The 15,599-nt window shown below is 55.9% G+C and carries 17 protein-coding genes and 1 other RNA gene; 10 read left to right on the top strand and 8 right to left on the bottom strand.

Translation table 11 applies throughout. The annotated features are described in order from the left end of the window. Both AC27HQ_RS16190 and AC27HQ_RS16185 read left to right on the top strand, forming a co-directional pair. Positions 1–1,032, top strand: a 1,032-nt coding sequence (locus tag AC27HQ_RS16190) for a hypothetical protein (RefSeq protein WP_487157240.1), incomplete at its 5' end; no start/stop codon positions are given. Further along, a complete protein-coding gene (locus AC27HQ_RS16185) occupies positions 1,032–1,406 on the top strand; it encodes a hypothetical protein (RefSeq protein ID WP_487157239.1) in 375 nt (124 codons plus the stop codon). The genes AC27HQ_RS16190 and AC27HQ_RS16185, both read left to right, overlap by 1 nt. A 65-nt stretch (positions 1,407–1,471) precedes the next feature. Here AC27HQ_RS16185 and AC27HQ_RS16180 read toward each other — a convergent pair whose 3' ends face one another. From AC27HQ_RS16180 to smpB, 5 genes are all read right to left on the bottom strand, one after another. After that, positions 1,472–1,711 carry an AlpA family transcriptional regulator gene (locus tag AC27HQ_RS16180; RefSeq protein ID WP_487157238.1) on the bottom strand — a complete coding sequence of 80 codons (240 nt, stop codon included), beginning with the start codon at positions 1,709–1,711 and terminating at the stop codon, positions 1,472–1,474. Next, positions 1,671–1,880, bottom strand: coding sequence for a helix-turn-helix transcriptional regulator (locus tag AC27HQ_RS16175; RefSeq protein WP_487157237.1), 210 nt, complete (start codon positions 1,878–1,880; stop codon positions 1,671–1,673). The genes AC27HQ_RS16180 and AC27HQ_RS16175 overlap by 41 nt, the downstream gene beginning before the upstream one ends. 101 nt (positions 1,881–1,981) lie before the next feature. After that, positions 1,982–3,196: a tyrosine-type recombinase/integrase gene (locus AC27HQ_RS16170; RefSeq protein ID WP_487157236.1), complete on the bottom strand. Its 1,215-nt coding sequence runs from the start codon at positions 3,194–3,196 to the stop codon at positions 1,982–1,984. 417 nt (positions 3,197–3,613) lie between these two features. Continuing rightward, positions 3,614–3,969: a transfer-messenger RNA gene (ssrA, locus tag AC27HQ_RS16165) on the bottom strand. Between the two features lie 250 nt (positions 3,970–4,219). Next, positions 4,220–4,702: an SsrA-binding protein SmpB gene (gene smpB, locus AC27HQ_RS16160; RefSeq protein ID WP_487157242.1), complete on the bottom strand. Its 483-nt coding sequence runs from the start codon at positions 4,700–4,702 to the stop codon at positions 4,220–4,222. 194 nt (positions 4,703–4,896) lie between these two features. Between smpB and AC27HQ_RS16155 the strand changes: the two genes are divergently transcribed. Further along, the gene (locus AC27HQ_RS16155; protein WP_487157235.1) at positions 4,897–5,331 is read left to right on the top strand and encodes a type II toxin-antitoxin system RatA family toxin; all 435 of its coding nucleotides are present in this window, start codon (positions 4,897–4,899) and stop codon (positions 5,329–5,331) included. 7 nt (positions 5,332–5,338) lie between these two features. Then, a complete protein-coding gene (locus AC27HQ_RS16150; protein ID WP_487157241.1) occupies positions 5,339–5,632 on the top strand; it encodes an RnfH family protein in 294 nt (97 codons plus the stop codon). A 60-nt stretch (positions 5,633–5,692) separates the two neighbouring features. On the opposite strand, the gene AC27HQ_RS16145 is transcribed toward AC27HQ_RS16150, so the two are convergent. Then, on the bottom strand, positions 5,693–6,091 hold the full coding sequence (locus AC27HQ_RS16145; RefSeq protein ID WP_487157234.1) for an outer membrane protein assembly factor BamE: 399 nt from the start codon (positions 6,089–6,091) through the stop codon (positions 5,693–5,695). A gap of 129 nt (positions 6,092–6,220) precedes the next feature. Here AC27HQ_RS16145 and fur point away from each other — a divergent pair, with 129 nt between their 5' ends. After that, positions 6,221–6,628 carry a ferric iron uptake transcriptional regulator gene (gene fur / locus AC27HQ_RS16140; protein WP_487157233.1) on the top strand — a complete coding sequence of 136 codons (408 nt, stop codon included), beginning with the start codon at positions 6,221–6,223 and terminating at the stop codon, positions 6,626–6,628. A gap of 117 nt (positions 6,629–6,745) precedes the next feature. Here the strand turns inward: fur and recN are convergent, their stop codons facing one another. Beyond that, entirely contained in the window at positions 6,746–8,416 is a 1,671-nt protein-coding gene (gene recN, locus AC27HQ_RS16135) for a DNA repair protein RecN (protein ID WP_487157232.1), read from the bottom strand. A 165-nt stretch (positions 8,417–8,581) separates the two neighbouring features. Here recN and grpE point away from each other — a divergent pair, with 165 nt between their 5' ends. From grpE to dapB, 4 genes are all read left to right on the top strand, one after another. Then, a complete protein-coding gene (grpE, locus tag AC27HQ_RS16130; protein WP_487157231.1) occupies positions 8,582–9,160 on the top strand; it encodes a nucleotide exchange factor GrpE in 579 nt (192 codons plus the stop codon). An 89-nt stretch (positions 9,161–9,249) separates the two neighbouring features. Continuing rightward, a complete protein-coding gene (gene dnaK / locus AC27HQ_RS16125; RefSeq protein ID WP_487157230.1) occupies positions 9,250–11,166 on the top strand; it encodes a molecular chaperone DnaK in 1,917 nt (638 codons plus the stop codon). A 133-nt stretch (positions 11,167–11,299) separates the two neighbouring features. Beyond that, positions 11,300–12,433 carry a molecular chaperone DnaJ gene (dnaJ, locus tag AC27HQ_RS16120; protein WP_487157229.1) on the top strand — a complete coding sequence of 378 codons (1,134 nt, stop codon included), beginning with the start codon at positions 11,300–11,302 and terminating at the stop codon, positions 12,431–12,433. An 11-nt stretch (positions 12,434–12,444) separates the two neighbouring features. Then, complete coding sequence (gene dapB / locus AC27HQ_RS16115) at positions 12,445–13,251, top strand: 4-hydroxy-tetrahydrodipicolinate reductase (RefSeq protein ID WP_487157228.1); 807 nt, start codon at positions 12,445–12,447, stop codon at positions 13,249–13,251. 75 nt (positions 13,252–13,326) lie between these two features. Here the strand turns inward: dapB and AC27HQ_RS16110 are convergent, their stop codons facing one another. After that, positions 13,327–14,091, bottom strand: coding sequence for a hypothetical protein (locus AC27HQ_RS16110; protein WP_487157227.1), 765 nt, complete (start codon positions 14,089–14,091; stop codon positions 13,327–13,329). 359 nt (positions 14,092–14,450) lie between these two features. Between AC27HQ_RS16110 and carA the strand changes: the two genes are divergently transcribed. Continuing rightward, entirely contained in the window at positions 14,451–15,587 is a 1,137-nt protein-coding gene (gene carA / locus AC27HQ_RS16105; RefSeq protein WP_487157226.1) for a glutamine-hydrolyzing carbamoyl-phosphate synthase small subunit, read from the top strand. Positions 15,588–15,599: the final 12 nt, after the last annotated feature.

Below are 15,599 nucleotides of genomic sequence, written 5' to 3'. Positions count from 1 at the left end.
CGTAGCGGCTCAAAGACCCGATCAGGTGGGCTGGCTACGTCATGCTGCAATCGACAATACAACTTATTTGAGAAGGACAGTTTTATGAGTAGTGTGAGGAAAAATTATGGTTACGGAAGGAAGTTGATCTATGCCTTCCGGCAAGCGATTGGCGTGTTTTATGGTGATGGGCAGCATTTTGGTACTCAGCGCGCGCACCGACTACGGATCGTTGTTTTTGCAAGTTTTTGTACCAAGCAGGGCATTTTTGATGCTCGCGAGATCAGTCAATCGACGTTGTCTGAATACGCGGCTTATCTGAAATGTCGCATTGAAGGAAAGAGTGTCGACAGGCAGATTTCTGTGGCTTACGCGCACAATCTACTTTCGACAGTGAACACAGTCATGTTCGCTATGCGGCGTGATAATCGAATCTCGATTTCTCCACGAAAGTCCCTGCAAGCATCGCGACGATATGTGCGCACGGATTTGCCCTGTACTGATCATGCAAGAGTTAGAGCTGCAACTGAGGTGATGCTGAAAAAAGGCGACCCGCGTGGTGCTGCTGCTATTCGGCTGATGCGGGAATGGGGTATGCGTGCGCAAGAGGCTGCTTTGCAGGATCTCGGGCGTATGCATCACGAAGTTAAAAAATATGGAAAGGCTTGGATACTTGATGGGTGCAAAGGTGGCAGAAAGGACGCACGCCGCTGGCTTGATGTCACACCTGCACGAGCGGAGGCGTTGGAGTTTGCGCTCAGTGTTCAGCCCCAAGACTCAAGCTGTTTGCTCGCAAAATGTGAGAACGTTCGGATTTTCTACTCTGGCGAACTGGGCCGCTGCCGCCGAGTTTTGCAGCGTTTTGGTTTCAAAGACTTCAAAGCATTGAGAGCAGCATGTGCTGTTGACGAGTACACATTGGTTGCTGGTCTTAGGCCTATGGGACTAGTTAAGCCAAGTAGGTACCTAGATAGAAAAGCGCGTATGCACGTTGCGCGTATCCTTGGACATGCTCGTGAGCAAGTAGCAACTTGCTACGTCGGAGGTTACTGATGAATGCACAACCGATTTTCGAGCGTTTGCGTTATGCAGAAAATACTTCGTCGGTAACCATCAAGCGGACTCGGCGGCAGATACAGGCCCTCTGCGACGCCGTTGCTGACCACTTTTCTGAAGTGTCACATGCCAACCAAATTCGCTTGAAACATGTTTTTTATCTGCGTAATTCTTGGCTACACAGTCAAGGTTACAGTGAGGCAACTTGTGCCGAGTATATCCGTAGCTTGCGTTTGTTGGTTCAGCTGCTAGGGCGTGAAGAGTACTGGTTCGGTCCACTGAAAATGCGGTCTGATCCAAGAGTAGGTGGACGACCTGTGGTGGCGAAGGTGATCAGATCTAAAGGTAGGAATCGTCGGGGAGTGCTGTAAATCGGTATTAGACGAGGTTGTGGCGCAGCGAGCTGCCGCTCGTGCGCCACAATCAGGCCCCCAGCTCACAAGGGAGTCTGGTTTTCTGCTATTTGATTCATCCATTCATCGATATCCGATTCCAGCCAAGCAACGGCGCGGGCGCCGATGTGATGCTGACGTGGGAAGCTTCCCTCCGCGATACGTAGGTAGATGGTTGACCGAGCGAGTCCGGTACGGTGAATGACTGCAGGTAAGCGTAAAAAGCGCATCTTAGCTCCTTCATTAACAATTTCGGCGCTGAATGTGACTATCAAGCCAAGCATTTATCTCATCCTGTAAAAAGTACACAGGAGCTTGAGTTGAATCGCCAAGCTTGACCGGTTGAGGGAATGAAGGATCGTTCTGGCGGAGCTTGTAAAGGCCGCTCCTGGAAAGGTCCAGCTGCTGCAAAACACGAGCTTGCCTGACAAGTTGGTTATTGGGAGTAATCATTTTTGGACCTCAAGATAGTAATGGAAAACACATGATGCGAAACAATCCACTCATTTTGGTGCGTCTAATTCAGCAATTTGCTCAATTAGACGCTTTTGTGATCAATGTTTTTCCGCAAGCATGTCCAGGTGGTCTGCGTACCACTGCAACATTTTCCGACGCTGCCTCAGGTACTTCGCCTTGTCATACACACCGCGAACGCCCTCTTTAATATGCGAAAGCTGTGCCTCAACGTGATCAGAATCAAAGTCATTTTCGTTCAATAGGGTGCTGGCAATGTGCCGAAATCCATGCCCGGTTTGCTTGCCCTGATATCCCAGACGTCTAAGTGCCATCAAAAAAGCAGTGTTGCTTCGAGGCTTGGATATGTCGTTTCTACCGGGGAAAAGCCACTTATATGGACCGGTAATGCTCCTGAGCTCTTCGAGTAATGTGATGGCTTGCTTAGGCAGTGGGACAAGGTGCTCTTTGCGCTTTTTCATCCGTGCCGCCGGGATCTCCCAAAGCGAATTTTTTAAGTCAAACTCGTCCCATCTAGCCTCGCGCAGCTCGCTGGGCCGGGTAAAAAGTATTTGCAGTAGCTGTAGGCCGATGCGAACGTCTGTGGCATGTGGGTAGCTTCTGATTGCCCTTGTAAGTGCGGGCAGCTCATCGGCAGAGACATGCTGAAAGTTTACTGCATCATGGCTTTGCAAAAATTTGTGAAGTGAGGCCAGTGGGTTTACCAGTACCTTATTTTGGATAATGGCCCACTCGTAGACAGTTTGGCAGTTTGCTCGAACGCGCCCAGCTTGCTCAACGATACCCTGCTGCTCCATATGCTGGAAGCGTTGAAACCATTCCATAGCACTGATTTCATTGATTTTTCGATCTCCGAAATAAGGTAGAACATGCTTCTCGAACGCGCCAGATGACCGCTTAAAGGTACCAGACGACCACCGCGGAACCATCGTGTCCAACCACTGCTTTGCGATGTGGGCAAAAGTTAACTGTAAGTCGGACTCGGACTTTGTAAGGGATGCTTCAGCGTGGAGATTTTCACCCTGTGCAACCCGGGTTAATAGTTCACGTGCTTTTTTTCGAGCTTCTGCGCCAGTGAGCTGGTTTGCTCCTGTACCGTAAGACCCCATGCCGTACCACGTCCACTTGCCTGTTTTCTTGACTTTGAAGCGCAGTTGCCAGGATTTTTTGCCATTAGGCATGACCCTGAAATAGAGGCCTTCGCTATCGAATACGCGGTACTCTTTAAGCTCTGGCTCAAGCGTACTGAGTGTGCGATCAGCCATCGGGCGTCGATTGATATCTTTCTTCTTCATAATGTATTGCTCCGATAAAGTTAATTGACAGGCTTGCTGGGCAGAGTCGAGTTAGGAAACAACGCGCCATCAACAAGCTGCGCTAACTGTGAGCAATTAGGTGGTGCGGCAGGGTTGTGTAATTTTGTGAAACAGCGAATTAGAGCAAATTCTTTGGCATGGAAATGTGTCAGTGGTTGATTCCTGACTAAGGATCCAGTTTCTTTCTTGAAATCCAGTATCAGCGCGGCCTTAGAGGAAAATCCTGTATCCACCAGTTCAATTTTCGTGACTGGATACATGGCGGGATACAAGGTGTGGTGTTTTCTGTGTGCGAAAGGAGAAACGTGCAAAAACAAGAAAACCCCTGATTTATCGTCTAAATCAGGGGTTTCAGTGTTGTTTAGGAACGAGTGCAAGCACCCGTAAACCTGTATTTGGTGGAGCCGGGGGGATTTGAACCCCCGTCCGCCAGTCCGCCGCTATCGGTTCTACATGCTTAGCCATCTCTATTTAGTTAACTCCTCACCGCCCGAGTGGCAGGGTGTTTGGAGCGAGCTGTATGAGTTTTAGCCGTTACGTCTACAGCGAACTTGGCGGCGATCCTGTTCTATATGACAGCCAGATCTTCGGGTTTACAGGCATCCCCTAGAGGCTGCTAGCCGGCTTAAGCGGCTAGGGCGTAGTTGTCGTCGTTGGCAACTATAAGTTTGCAGCAGCGAATTTACGAGTTCTGCTACCAGCTCGGCATGCCCCTCAAGTTTTGTAACCGTCGTCGAATCCAAATCGGCCCCAAAACCATGATGGTCAATGGTACAGACAGGATTGTACGTGAAAGGTTCAGTGGTTGATAGGCGCAGTTGCAGGCCAAGGGGTGTTTGCCGGGCAAAAAAATACCCCGCAGGGCGGGGTATAAGACTTGCTTTGCTTGGTCATAAACCGGACTGGTGGAGCGGACCAATCCTGCTATGTAACTGTGACTAGAGCGATTGCACTAAAGTTCAGGCCGTAATTAAAAAAAGATTGGAAAACGACAAAAAAAGATCAGCGATGGTTATCGCGAACCACGCGGGCCTTTTCCCGAACCCAGTCGCGCTCTTTCTCTACCTGGCGTTTGTCGAAGTCTTTCTTGCCGCGTACCAGGGCAATTTCGCATTTGACCAGATGGCCTTTCCAGTACAGCGCCATGGGTACGCAACTGAAGCCTTTCTGCTGAACAGCGGCAATGATCTTGTCGAGTTCTCGGGCCTTGAGCAGTAGCTTGCGGGTACGGGTCGGGTCGGCGATTACATGGGTGCTGACGGTCTGTAGCGGCGTAATGAGCGCGCCGAACAGGAAGGCTTCATTATTTTTGAGTAGCACGTAGCTGTCGACCAGCTGAACCTTGCCGGCACGCAGGCTCTTCACTTCCCAGCCGGTTAGTGCGACACCGGCTTCGTAGCGTTCTTCGACAAAATACTCATGTTTGGCCTTCTTGTTCAGCGCAATGGTGCCGCTGTTGGCCGGGGATTTGTTTTGCTTGCTCATAGGCGGCGCATTATAGGGCCTGGCCGGGCGTTCGGCTACACGGGCCTTGTCGCTCAAGGGCAAAATCCGCACAATGCGGCTGTTTTTCACTGCTGCCAGGGTCGTGCGAGCCACGTGATATAGTCGCCTGGATGCCATGGGGCAGGAAATACGCCGTAATCTTTAGTGACTGACGAGATTCAAGTGAACAGGCCATGACCCATATTCAACGCTCGGCGTTGCTACCGTATCCGGCTGAAAGGCTGTTTGACCTGGTTAACCGGGTTGAGGCCTATCCGACCTTTTTGCCCTGGTGTGCGCGCGCCGAGATTCTGCACGAGAGCGACGACACCATGCGGGCTCGACTGACCGTGGCCAAGGCGGGAATAACCCAGGCCTTTACCACGCGTAATAGTCTGATTCCGGGTGAGCGTATCGAGTTGCGGTTGGAAGACGGGCCGTTTTCCGATCTGCATGGGGTCTGGGAGTTCAAGGCGCTGGGAGCACAGGCCTGCAAGATCAGCCTTGACCTGCACTTTCATTACGCCGGTCCGGTGGTCAAGGCGACCCTTGGGCCGCTGTTTAACCAGGCGGCCAACAATATGGTGGAGGCCTTCTGCAAAAGGGCCAAGGAGTTGTACGGTGGCTGAGGCAAGTATGGTGGTTGAGGTGGCCTATGCGCTGCCGCACAAGCAAAAGATCATCAGTCTGAGTGTGCCGGTGGGTACCAGCATGCTGCAGGCTGCCAGATTATCGAATATCCAGGCGCACTTTCCTGAGCTTGATGTTGAAAGTTGTCCTATGGGTATTTTCGGCAAGGCTGTAGCCAAGCCGGATGAGCGGATTTTGCAGTCGGGTGAGCGAGTTGAGCTTTATCGTCCTCTGTTGGCCGACCCCAAGGAAGTACGCAAGCAGCGCGCGGCCAAGGCCAAGGAAGCAAAGGAAGACTGAAGCGGGTGATGGTCTGATCGGATAAGGACAGGGGCTGCCGAAAGGCCGCCCCTTTTTTTATTACTCGCCTGTACCCAGCGGCGCGCCCATATCGACAGGGTAGGTTTCAATTACCGGGTCTGCAGCGCTGTCTCGGCTCATGATCGCTTCATCTCGGCTGGTGCCTGGAATAAAGTCGCCAGCCAGTCCGACTAACAGATCATTCTCAAAGGTCAGGCTGACCCGTTCCTGAGTGCGTGTCTGGTGGCCGGCCTGCATGCTGTAGAGATAGTCCCAGCGATTTGGATGAAAGGTATCCTGAATCAAGGGGGTGCCCATGATAAAGCGCACCTGGCGGCTGGTCATGCCCGGACGCAGTTGGTTGACCATCTCCTGCGTCACGACATTGCCCTGCTGAATGTCGATCTTGTAGACGCCCGGAAAGCTGCAGCCAGCAAGACCCAGAAGGGAGGCACACATAAGGATACAGAGGATTCGGTGTAAGCTAATTGGCATCGCGTGGTAACATCCACTATCGTGAAATGGCTGAATAGCCCTGAATCATACCCGACTGATCCCGCCCTGCGAAGCGCTGAACGAGAAACTGACATGGTTGAGAATCAAGAACTCCGTAAAGCTGGCCTTAAGGTCACCCTGCCGCGTGTGAAAATCCTGCAGATGCTGGACAACTCTGCGGAACGTCATATGAGCGCCGAGGACGTCTACAAGGCACTGATGGAAGCCGACGAAGATGTTGGTCTGGCTACCGTATACAGGGTTCTGACCCAGTTCGAGTCCGCTGGTTTGGTCGTGCGCCATAACTTTGATGGCGGCCATGCGGTGTTCGAACTGGCCGACGGCGATCACCATGATCATATGGTCTGTGTCGATACTGGCGAAGTGGTGGAATTTTTTGATCCGGAGATCGAGCGCCGGCAGCGCGAGATTGTCAAGGAGCACGGTTTTGAGCTTGTGGACCATAATCTGGTTTTGTATGTAAAGAAAAAGGGCGCCTAGGCGCCTTTTTCTTTAGCTCGAAGCTTTAAGCTGGAAGCTTGAAGTGATTCGTGCGGCGCGCTCACTTATATTGACTTGACAGGCAAGGTCGCGAGCTCAGACTGTTCCAGCTTCCAGCTAGACCGCCGACAGCAGCTTCTTCGCGTGGGCCAGCGATTCCTCGGTCATATCGATTCCACCCAGCATGCGCGCGACTTCATTGATGCGGCCATCGGCATTCAGATTGTCGATCCGGGTGCTGGTGGAGTCGCTGCTTTGCTCCTTGCGCACAAAAAGATGGTGGTGACCCTGGGCGGCGACCTGGGGCAGGTGGGTGACGGTCAGCACCTGACCATGCTCACCCAGACGGCGTAGCATGCCGCCGACAATCTCGGCGGTGGGGCCGCCGATACCCACGTCCACTTCATCAAAGACCAGCGTCGGCACCCGTGAGGTTTGAGCTGTGGTGACCTGTATGCCCAGACTGATACGTGACAGCTCACCACCCGAGGCCACTTTGGCCAAGGGTTTGGCCGGCTGGCCGGGGTTGGCGCTGATCAGCAGTTCAACCGTTTCCAGCCCATGTGGCGGGCTGGTGTTCAGTTCCTGCGGGCTGAGCTGAATTTGCACGCGCCCACCGGGCATGCCCAGTTGCTGTATTTCATGGGTGACGGCATTTTCCAGTTTTTCCGCAGCGGTTTTGCGCAGTCCCGACAGCTCCTCCGCCAGTTTTTGGTAGTGCTCGCGGTAGGCTTCAAGCTCTTCCGCCAGTTGGTCGGCATCCAGATTCTGCTGTTGCAGGCTTTCAAGTTCGTCTATCAGGCGCTGCTGCAGGGCAGGCAGTTCTTCCGGGTTGACCCGGTGCTTGCGGGCCAGATCGTGGATCAGGCCAAGGCGCTCTTCGACCACTTGCTGACGTTCGGGGTCAGCCTCGAAATGATCCAGATAGCGGGTCAGTTCGCCGACTGCTTCCTCAACCTGAATTTGCGCACTGGCCAGCAGATTGTGGGCTTCGTCAAGGTTGCGGCTGTGTTCTGCCAGGCCACTGAGACGGCTGAGGCTGGCGGTCAGGGCCTGCAGGACGCTGCCGGAATCATTTTCGCTGCACAGATTGATGACCTGCTGGCAGGACTGCATGATTTGCTCGGCATTGGCCAATTGGCGCTGTTCGCGCTCCAGTTCATCCAGTTCGCCATCCTGCAGGCTAAGGTTATCCAGTTCTTCCAGTTGATAGGTCAGCAGCTGCAGACGTGAACTGACCTCATCGCCCTGCTGGCTGGCGCGGGTCAGCGCCTGTTCGGTTTGTTTGCAGCGCTGTGCGGCCAGTTGTACCTGCCTTGCCAGTTCACTGCAGCCGGCGTAATCGTCGAGCAGGCGGCGGTGGGTGTCGACCTTGAGCAGGGATTGGTGTTCGTGCTGACTGTGAATGTCAATCAGCATTTCACCCAACGCCTTGAGATCCTGCTGCGGGCAGGGACTGCCGTTGATATAGCCGCGTGAGCGACCCTCGGCGGTGATTACCCGGCGCAGAATAACCTGTGGCTCGTCGCTGGCCAGGTCGCGTTCGGCCAACCAGGCGTGGGCTTCGGGGATATGGCTGATGTCAAAGGTGGCGAGAATGTCGGCCTTGTCAGTGCCGGGGCGCACTGCACCGCTGTCGGCGCGATCACCCAGGGTCAGCGCCAGGGCGTCAAGCATGATCGACTTGCCGGCGCCGGTTTCTCCGCTGATCACGGTCATGCCGCTGGCGAGCTCCAGCTCCAGATGATCGACAATCGCATAATTATTCACCGCCAGATGCACCAGCATGACAGTACTCCACGAAAAAGACTCTGGTTATTTATACAGTAGTTTGGTTGGGGCAGACAAGTCTCTGTTCATTAGCCCTTGAAGCGGCGAACAAAGTCCCCATATAGGGTGCAACTATTCGTTGGATGGGTGCTGGAGCGCCCGACAGTATAAGGGGAGAAGCCGATGTCAGACGAACACAGACAGGATCAGGCCGCACAGGCACAGAGTGACGATGGCGTTGATGTCACTACGGGTGATGACCTGGCCGCACGTGTAGAGAGCCTGGAAGAGCAGCTGGCAACAGCGCAGGACCAGCTGCTGCGTGCCGCCGCTGACGTCCAGAACGTGCGCCGTCGCGCCGAGCAGGATGTGGAGAAGGCGCACAAGTTCGCCCTCGAGCGTTTTGCCCAGGATCTGCTGCCCGTGCTGGAAAGCCTGGAGCGTGGTCTGGAGCTGTCGGATCCCAACGATGCAGCCATCAAGCCCATGCGTGAAGGCATGGAGCTGACCATCAAGATGTTTGCCGAGACCCTGGGCCGTTTTCAGATCGCCCCGGTTGATCCGCATGGCGAGCCCTTCAATCCGGAGCTCCATCAGGCCATGGCCATGGAAGAGAGCGGTAATGTCGAACCCAATACCGTGATCCGCGTATTCCAGAAGGGTTACACCATCAGCGGGCGGCTGTTGCGCCCGGCCATGGTGGTGGTCAGCAAGGCTACCAGTGGCAAGCCGGATGCGACCTCAATTGACGAGCAGGCTTGAAATTATTTTCGCTGACCCCATCTAGGGTTCATCACAAGACTTAAACCACGCCGCCGGTAACCGCGGCATGCAGAATCGGAGAAAATGTTATGGGCAAGATTATCGGTATTGACCTGGGGACTACCAACTCCTGTGTCGCCATCATGGAAAACGGCGTGGCCAAGGTGATCGAGAACGCCGAAGGCGGCCGAACCACCCCGTCGATTGTTGCCTTCACCGGCGACGGCGAAACCCTGGTTGGTCAGTCTGCCAAGCGCCAGTCGGTCACCAACCCGCAGAACACCCTGAACGCGGTCAAGCGTCTGATCGGCCGTCGTTTTGAAGAAGACGTGGTCCAGAAGGACATCAAGCTGGTGCCCTACAAGATCGTCAAGGCGGATAACGGCGATGCCTGGGTTGAGGTCAAGGGCGAAAAAATGGCGCCGCCGCAGATTTCTGCCGAAGTGCTGAAAAAAATGAAGAAGACCGCCGAGGATTACCTGGGTGAGCCTGTGACCGAGGCGGTCATCACCGTTCCGGCCTATTTCAATGACAGTCAGCGTCAGGCTACCAAGGATGCCGGTCGCATCGCCGGTCTTGACGTCAAGCGCATCATCAACGAGCCGACCGCCGCTGCCCTTGCCTACGGCATGGACAAGGCCCGTGGCGACTCGACCATCGTGGTGTATGACCTGGGTGGCGGTACCTTCGACGTGTCGGTGATCGAGATTGCCGAAGTTGACGGCGAGCACCAGTTCGAAGTGTTGGCCACCAACGGTGATACTTTCCTCGGTGGTGAAGATTTCGACATGCGTCTGATCGATTATCTGGCCGAGGAGTTCAAGAAGGAAAACGGCGTTGACCTGCACAACGATCCGCTGGCCCTGCAGCGCCTGAAAGAAGCCGCTGAAAAGGCCAAGATCGAGCTGTCTTCCAGCAGCCAGACCGACGTCAACCTGCCGTACATTACCGCTGATGCGTCCGGCCCCAAGCACCTGAACGTCAAGGTGACCCGGGCCAAACTCGAGTCGCTGGTTGAAGATCTGGTCAAGCGCAGCCTTGAGCCCTGCAAAGTGGCGATGAAGGATGCCGGTCTGGATGTATCCGAGATCAACGAAGTGATTCTGGTCGGTGGTCAGACCCGCATGCCGATGGTGCAGAAGGCCGTTGCCGAGTTCTTCAACAAGGAGCCACGCAAGGACGTCAACCCGGATGAAGCCGTTGCCGTAGGCGCTGCGATTCAGGGCGCGGTGCTCTCCGGTGACGTGAAAGACGTGCTGCTGCTGGACGTGACCCCGCTGTCGCTGGGTATTGAAACCATGGGTGGCGTGATGACCACGCTGATCGAGAAAAACACCACCATCCCGACCAAGAAGTCGCAGGTGTTCTCGACCGCTGATGACAACCAGACGGCCGTGACCATTCACGTGCTGCAGGGTGAGCGCAAGCAGGCCGGACAGAACAAGTCGCTGGGTCGCTTCGATCTGGCCGACATCCCGCCGGCACCGCGTGGCGTACCCCAGGTTGAAGTCAGCTTCGATCTGGATGCCAACGGTATTCTCAACGTTTCGGCCAAGGACAAGGCGACTGGCAAGCAGCAGTCGATCGTGATCAAGGCCTCTTCCGGTCTGAGCGAAGAAGAGATCGAGAAGATGGTGCGCGATGCCGAGGCCAACGCCGATGAAGATCGCAAGTTCGAGGAGCTGGCTACCGCCCGCAACCAGGGCGATCAGCTGGTGCATGCGACCCGCAAGACGCTGAAGGAAGCCGGCGACAAGGCAACCGATGCCGAGAAAACCGCTATCGAGACAGCGCTGGCTGATCTGGAAGTGGCGATCAAGGGCGACAGCAAGGACGAGATTGAAGCCAAGATCAATGCCTTGTCTGAAGCGTCCGGTCCGCTGGTTCAGAAGATGTACGCCGAGCAGGCACAGGCCGCTGAAGGCGGTGCCCAGGATGGCGGTCAGCAGGATGCCGGTGATGATGTTGTCGATGCCGAGTTTGAAGAGGTCAAGGACAACAAATAAGTCCTGACACTAGGGCAGTCACCCCCGTCCTGGCGGGGGTGGCAGATTATCACCAGGCAACGCGGGAGCTATTCCCGCGTTGCCGTTTGTGCCAAGGGGTGCCTTATTCATCCCGTCAAAGGAAATCAGAACGATGGCCAAGCGTGATTACTATGAAGTGCTGGGTGTGGAGCGCGGTGCCAGCGAGGCAGAGCTGAAAAAGGCCTATCGCCGGCTGGCCATGAAGCACCATCCGGACCGCAATCCGGATGACAAGGCGGCGGAAGACAAATTCAAGGAGGCCAATGAGGCCTACGAAGTCCTGACCGACGCGCAAAAGCGTGCGGCCTATGATCAGTACGGTCATGCCGGAGTCGATCAGGGCATGGGCGGAGGTGGCGCCGGTTTTGGTGGCGGCAACTTTTCCGATATCTTCGGTGATGTTTTCGGTGACATTTTTGGTGGTGGCGGCGGCCGTGGTCGTTCCAGTGCGCAGCGCGGCAGCGATCTGCGTTATACCCTGGAGCTGGATCTGGAAGAGGCGGTAAGGGGTTCGGAGCAGAAGATTCGCGTACCCACGCTGGTGGGTTGTAAAACCTGCGATGGCAGCGGCGCCAAAAAGGGCACCAGCCCGGTTACCTGTACTACTTGTGGTGGGCATGGCCAGGTGCGCATGCAGCAGGGCTTTTTCTCGGTGCAGCAGACCTGTCCGCGTTGCCATGGCACAGGCAAGATGATCACCGACCCTTGTAATGACTGCCACGGTCACGGCCGGGTGGAAGAGCAGAAGACGCTGTCGGTCAAGATCCCGGCCGGTGTCGATACCGGTGACCGTATCCGTCTGGCGGGTGAGGGTGAGGCCGGTGTGAATGGCGGCCCCTCCGGTGATTTGTACGTGGTGGTGTCGGTGCGTGAACACAAGCTGTTCCAGCGCGACGGCAAGAACCTGCATTGTGAAGTGCCGATCAGCTTTGTTGATGCGGCCTTGGGTGGTGAGCTGGAAGTACCAACCCTGGATGGTCGGGTCAAGCTGAAGATTCCCGAGGGCGCGCAAACCGGTAAGCTGTTCCGTCTGCGTGGCAAGGGTGTGGTACCGGTGCGCGGTGGCGCGCCAGGTGACCTGTTGTGTCGCGTGGTGGTCGAAACCCCGGTCAACCTGACGAAGCGTCAGCGTGAGCTGCTGCAGGAGTTGCGTGAAACCCTCCAGGCCGAAGGCGCGGATCAATCGCCGCGGGCCAAGAGCTGGTTCGATGGGGTAAAGAACTTCTTTGAAGACATGAAATTCTGAGCGGAGCAGGCATGAGACGAATAGCGGTTATCGGTGCGGCCGGACGCATGGGCAAGACCTTGATTGAAGCGGTCGGGCAGGCGGATGGCGCGCAACTCAGCGCTGCCATTGAGCGGCCGGAAAGCACCCTGGTCGGTGCTGACGCCGGTGAGCTGGCTGGTCTTGGTCGTCTGAATGTGACCATAGTTGGTGATCTGCGTGCGGTGCTGGATGATTTCGATGTGTTGATCGACTTTACTCACCCGAGCAGCACCCTGGTCAACCTGGCGCTCTGCCGTGCCGCTGGCAAGGCCATGGTCATTGGTACCACGGGCTTCAGTGACGAGCAGAAGCAGCTGTTGGCGGACGCCGCACGGGATATACCCATCGTCTTTGCCCCGAACTTCAGTGTGGGGGTCAATCTCTGCCTCAAGCTGCTTGATATGGCCGCACGGGTCATGGGCGATGAGGCCGATATCGAAATCATCGAGGCCCACCACCGGCACAAGGTTGATGCGCCCTCAGGGACTGCGCTGCGCATGGGTGAAGTCGTGGCTGATGCGCTGGGTCGCGATTTGGCCAAGGTGGCCGTGTATGGGCGTGAAGGGCAGACCGGTGCGCGTGAGCGCGAGACCATTGGTTTTGCGACGGTGCGGGCAGGTGATGTCGTTGGTGATCACACCGTACTCTTCGCTACCGAAGGTGAGCGGGTGGAGATTACCCACAAGGCCTCGAGTCGCATGACGTTCGCCAAGGGCGCTGTGCGATCGGCGTTGTGGCTAAGTGATCGCGCACCCGGTTTGTATGACATGCAGGATGTGTTGTCGCTGAAGGATTGATGTCGGCATGCAAAAAAAGGGGCGGTGATCCTGTGATCACCGCCCCTTTTTTATGCCTGTGTTAAATCGACTGGATCAGGCTTCGCCGAGCACCTGTTCACGTGACAGGTCGTTCAGGGTCTTCACATTGCGCTGCAAGTAAAAAGCGGCAATGGATGGCACCCAGTTGTTCAGCGGATCCTGCAGGCGCGGCTGGATAAAGTTGTACTGTTTTTCCAGGCGCAGCAGGGCATCAGATTGTTCAGGGTAGAGGCTTTTCAACTGCAGGGCACGAGCTACGATGCTCTGATCGAGCATATCGAACAAACCGTCCTGGTTCTCCAGGAAGTACACGCCGACCGAGCTGAACATATTGTTCTGATACAGCAGCAGGATCTGGCTGGTTTCCAGGCTCTGCTGATGCAGGGTCAGCAGGCGTTCCGGCGCATTGGCAGCAGGAATGGCTTCGGCGTAATGGCGTGCAGCAACGCGGTCAAACTCGCCATGTGCCTGCATGATGCGGTTTACCGTAGACAGGCTGTAGTGGGCCTGGTCTTCGCCCATGGCTTCAAGTTCCTGGATCAGCAAAACAAAGGTGTTGGATAGTACGGCCAGGTCATCGGGGTTGCCGAGCTGGTTGATCATGCGCGTCATGTTGGCCAGCGAGCGGTTATAGGTGGTGCGATGGCTGGGATCGCGAACCCGCTCGAACAGGTTGTTGTCGATCAGCATGTAAGTGGCGGCGGTGAATCCTTCGCTGCGCAGCTCATGTAACGTCTGCAGGCGTTGTATGTCGGCCTGAGCCAAGGGCGCCAAACATAGCAATGTCAGCACTAATAAACGTTTCAGGTGCAATACCATGGTGTAGTCCCCGAGTCCTTTTTTGTTGTTGTCAGCCAATGCAGCCAAATTGCGCCACGTGCCCAGGTTTTGCAGCGCAAGTGGGCCGTGGCAATGCCTGTTATTGCTGTAGCAATGCTGTTTTAACACAGTTGACGGCGGCAATGAAACATTGGCGCTGATTGTATTCTGCAGACTGTGCCGCAGAGCGCGCTGATCAGTGTGGATATTCTTCAGGCAAGTCGTTACAATTGTTGGCTAATCAATCTATTCAGCGCGCATCTGACAGTGCATTGCGGCGGGATGAAGTGTCCAGCACCTCATTCCCGCTTTTGTGCAGCCCGCGTTTGGTAAAATGCGTCAGTCTATCGGAGGTTTTCTTGTCCAAGCCAGCCATTCTCGCCCTTGCTGACGGTAGCATTTTCCGCGGCCAGGCCATCGGCGCCGACGGCCACAGTGTCGGCGAGGTCGTGTTCAATACGGCCATGACCGGTTATCAGGAGATCCTCACCGATCCGTCCTACTCCCGCCAAATTGTTACCCTGACCTATCCGCATATCGGCAATACCGGCGTCACGCCGGAGGATGTCGAGTCTGCCCAGGTCCACGCCGCGGGTCTGGTCATTCGTGATCTGCCGCTGCTGGCCAGCAGCTGGCGCTGCAAGCAACCACTGGATGCCTACCTGCGCGACAACAATGTGGTGGCGATTGCCGACATTGATACCCGCCGCCTGACCCGTATCCTGCGCGAGAAGGGTTCGCAGAACGGTTGCATCATGGCCGGTGATGACATCAGCGAAGAGCGTGCACTGGAGCTGGCGCGGGGCTTTCCAGGGCTCAAGGGTATGGATTTGGCCAAGGAAGTCAGCGTCAAGCAGCCTTATCAATGGCGCTCCACGGTCTGGGATCTGGCTACCGATAGCCATGCCGAGATTGCCGATGCTGATCTGCCCTACCATGTTGTGGCCTACGATTACGGTGTCAAATACAACATCCTGCGCATGCTCGTGGCTCGCGGTTGCCGCCTCACCGTGGTGCCGGCGCAGACCAGCGCGGCCGAGGTGTTGGCGCTGAATCCGGACGGCGTGTTCCTGTCCAACGGTCCGGGCGATCCCGAGCCCTGCGACTATGCCATTCAGGCGATCAAGGACGTGCTGGAAACCGATATCCCGGTTTTCGGCATCTGTCTGGGTCACCAGTTGCTGGCGCTGGCATCCGGTGCCAAGACCCTCAAAATGGGTCACGGCCATCACGGTGCCAATCACCCGGTTCAGGATCTGGATAGCGGCGTGGTGATGATCACCAGCCAGAACCACGGTTTTGCCGTGGATGAAGCCAGTCTGCCGGCGACCCTGCGAGCCACCCACAAGTCGCTGTTCGATGGCACGTTGCAGGGTATCGAACGCACAGACAAAGCCGCCTTCAGCTTCCAGGGTCACCCTGAGGCCAGTCCCGGCCCGCACGATGTGGCACCCCTGTTCGACCGTTTCATCGATGCCATGGCCAAGCGCCGCTGAGCCCCCAAGGAT

Source organism: Halopseudomonas sp. 4NH20-0008 (genome assembly GCF_057548395.1).
Note: the sequence above shows the minus strand (reverse complement) of the source record. Positions and strands in the feature narration are given on the sequence as shown.

Coding starts and splice junctions, on each gene's coding strand:
- dnaJ (WP_487157229.1), top strand. CDS start 11,300: ATGGCCAAGCGTGATTACTATGAAGTGCTGGGTGTGGAGCGCGGTGCC.
- AC27HQ_RS16170 (WP_487157236.1), bottom strand. CDS start 3,196: ATGAAGAAGAAAGATATCAATCGACGCCCGATGGCTGATCGCACACTC.
- recN (WP_487157232.1), bottom strand. CDS start 8,416: ATGCTGGTGCATCTGGCGGTGAATAATTATGCGATTGTCGATCATCTG.
- smpB (WP_487157242.1), bottom strand. CDS start 4,702: ATGAGCAAGCAAAACAAATCCCCGGCCAACAGCGGCACCATTGCGCTG.
- dapB (WP_487157228.1), top strand. CDS start 12,445: ATGAGACGAATAGCGGTTATCGGTGCGGCCGGACGCATGGGCAAGACC.
- AC27HQ_RS16185 (WP_487157239.1), top strand. CDS start 1,032: ATGAATGCACAACCGATTTTCGAGCGTTTGCGTTATGCAGAAAATACT.
- dnaK (WP_487157230.1), top strand. CDS start 9,250: ATGGGCAAGATTATCGGTATTGACCTGGGGACTACCAACTCCTGTGTC.
- AC27HQ_RS16145 (WP_487157234.1), bottom strand. CDS start 6,091: ATGTGTGCCTCCCTTCTGGGTCTTGCTGGCTGCAGCTTTCCGGGCGTC.
- AC27HQ_RS16155 (WP_487157235.1), top strand. CDS start 4,897: ATGACCCATATTCAACGCTCGGCGTTGCTACCGTATCCGGCTGAAAGG.
- grpE (WP_487157231.1), top strand. CDS start 8,582: ATGTCAGACGAACACAGACAGGATCAGGCCGCACAGGCACAGAGTGAC.
- AC27HQ_RS16150 (WP_487157241.1), top strand. CDS start 5,339: ATGGTGGTTGAGGTGGCCTATGCGCTGCCGCACAAGCAAAAGATCATC.
- AC27HQ_RS16175 (WP_487157237.1), bottom strand. CDS start 1,880: ATGATTACTCCCAATAACCAACTTGTCAGGCAAGCTCGTGTTTTGCAG.
- AC27HQ_RS16110 (WP_487157227.1), bottom strand. CDS start 14,091: ATGGTATTGCACCTGAAACGTTTATTAGTGCTGACATTGCTATGTTTG.
- AC27HQ_RS16180 (WP_487157238.1), bottom strand. CDS start 1,711: ATGCTTGGCTTGATAGTCACATTCAGCGCCGAAATTGTTAATGAAGGA.
- fur (WP_487157233.1), top strand. CDS start 6,221: ATGGTTGAGAATCAAGAACTCCGTAAAGCTGGCCTTAAGGTCACCCTG.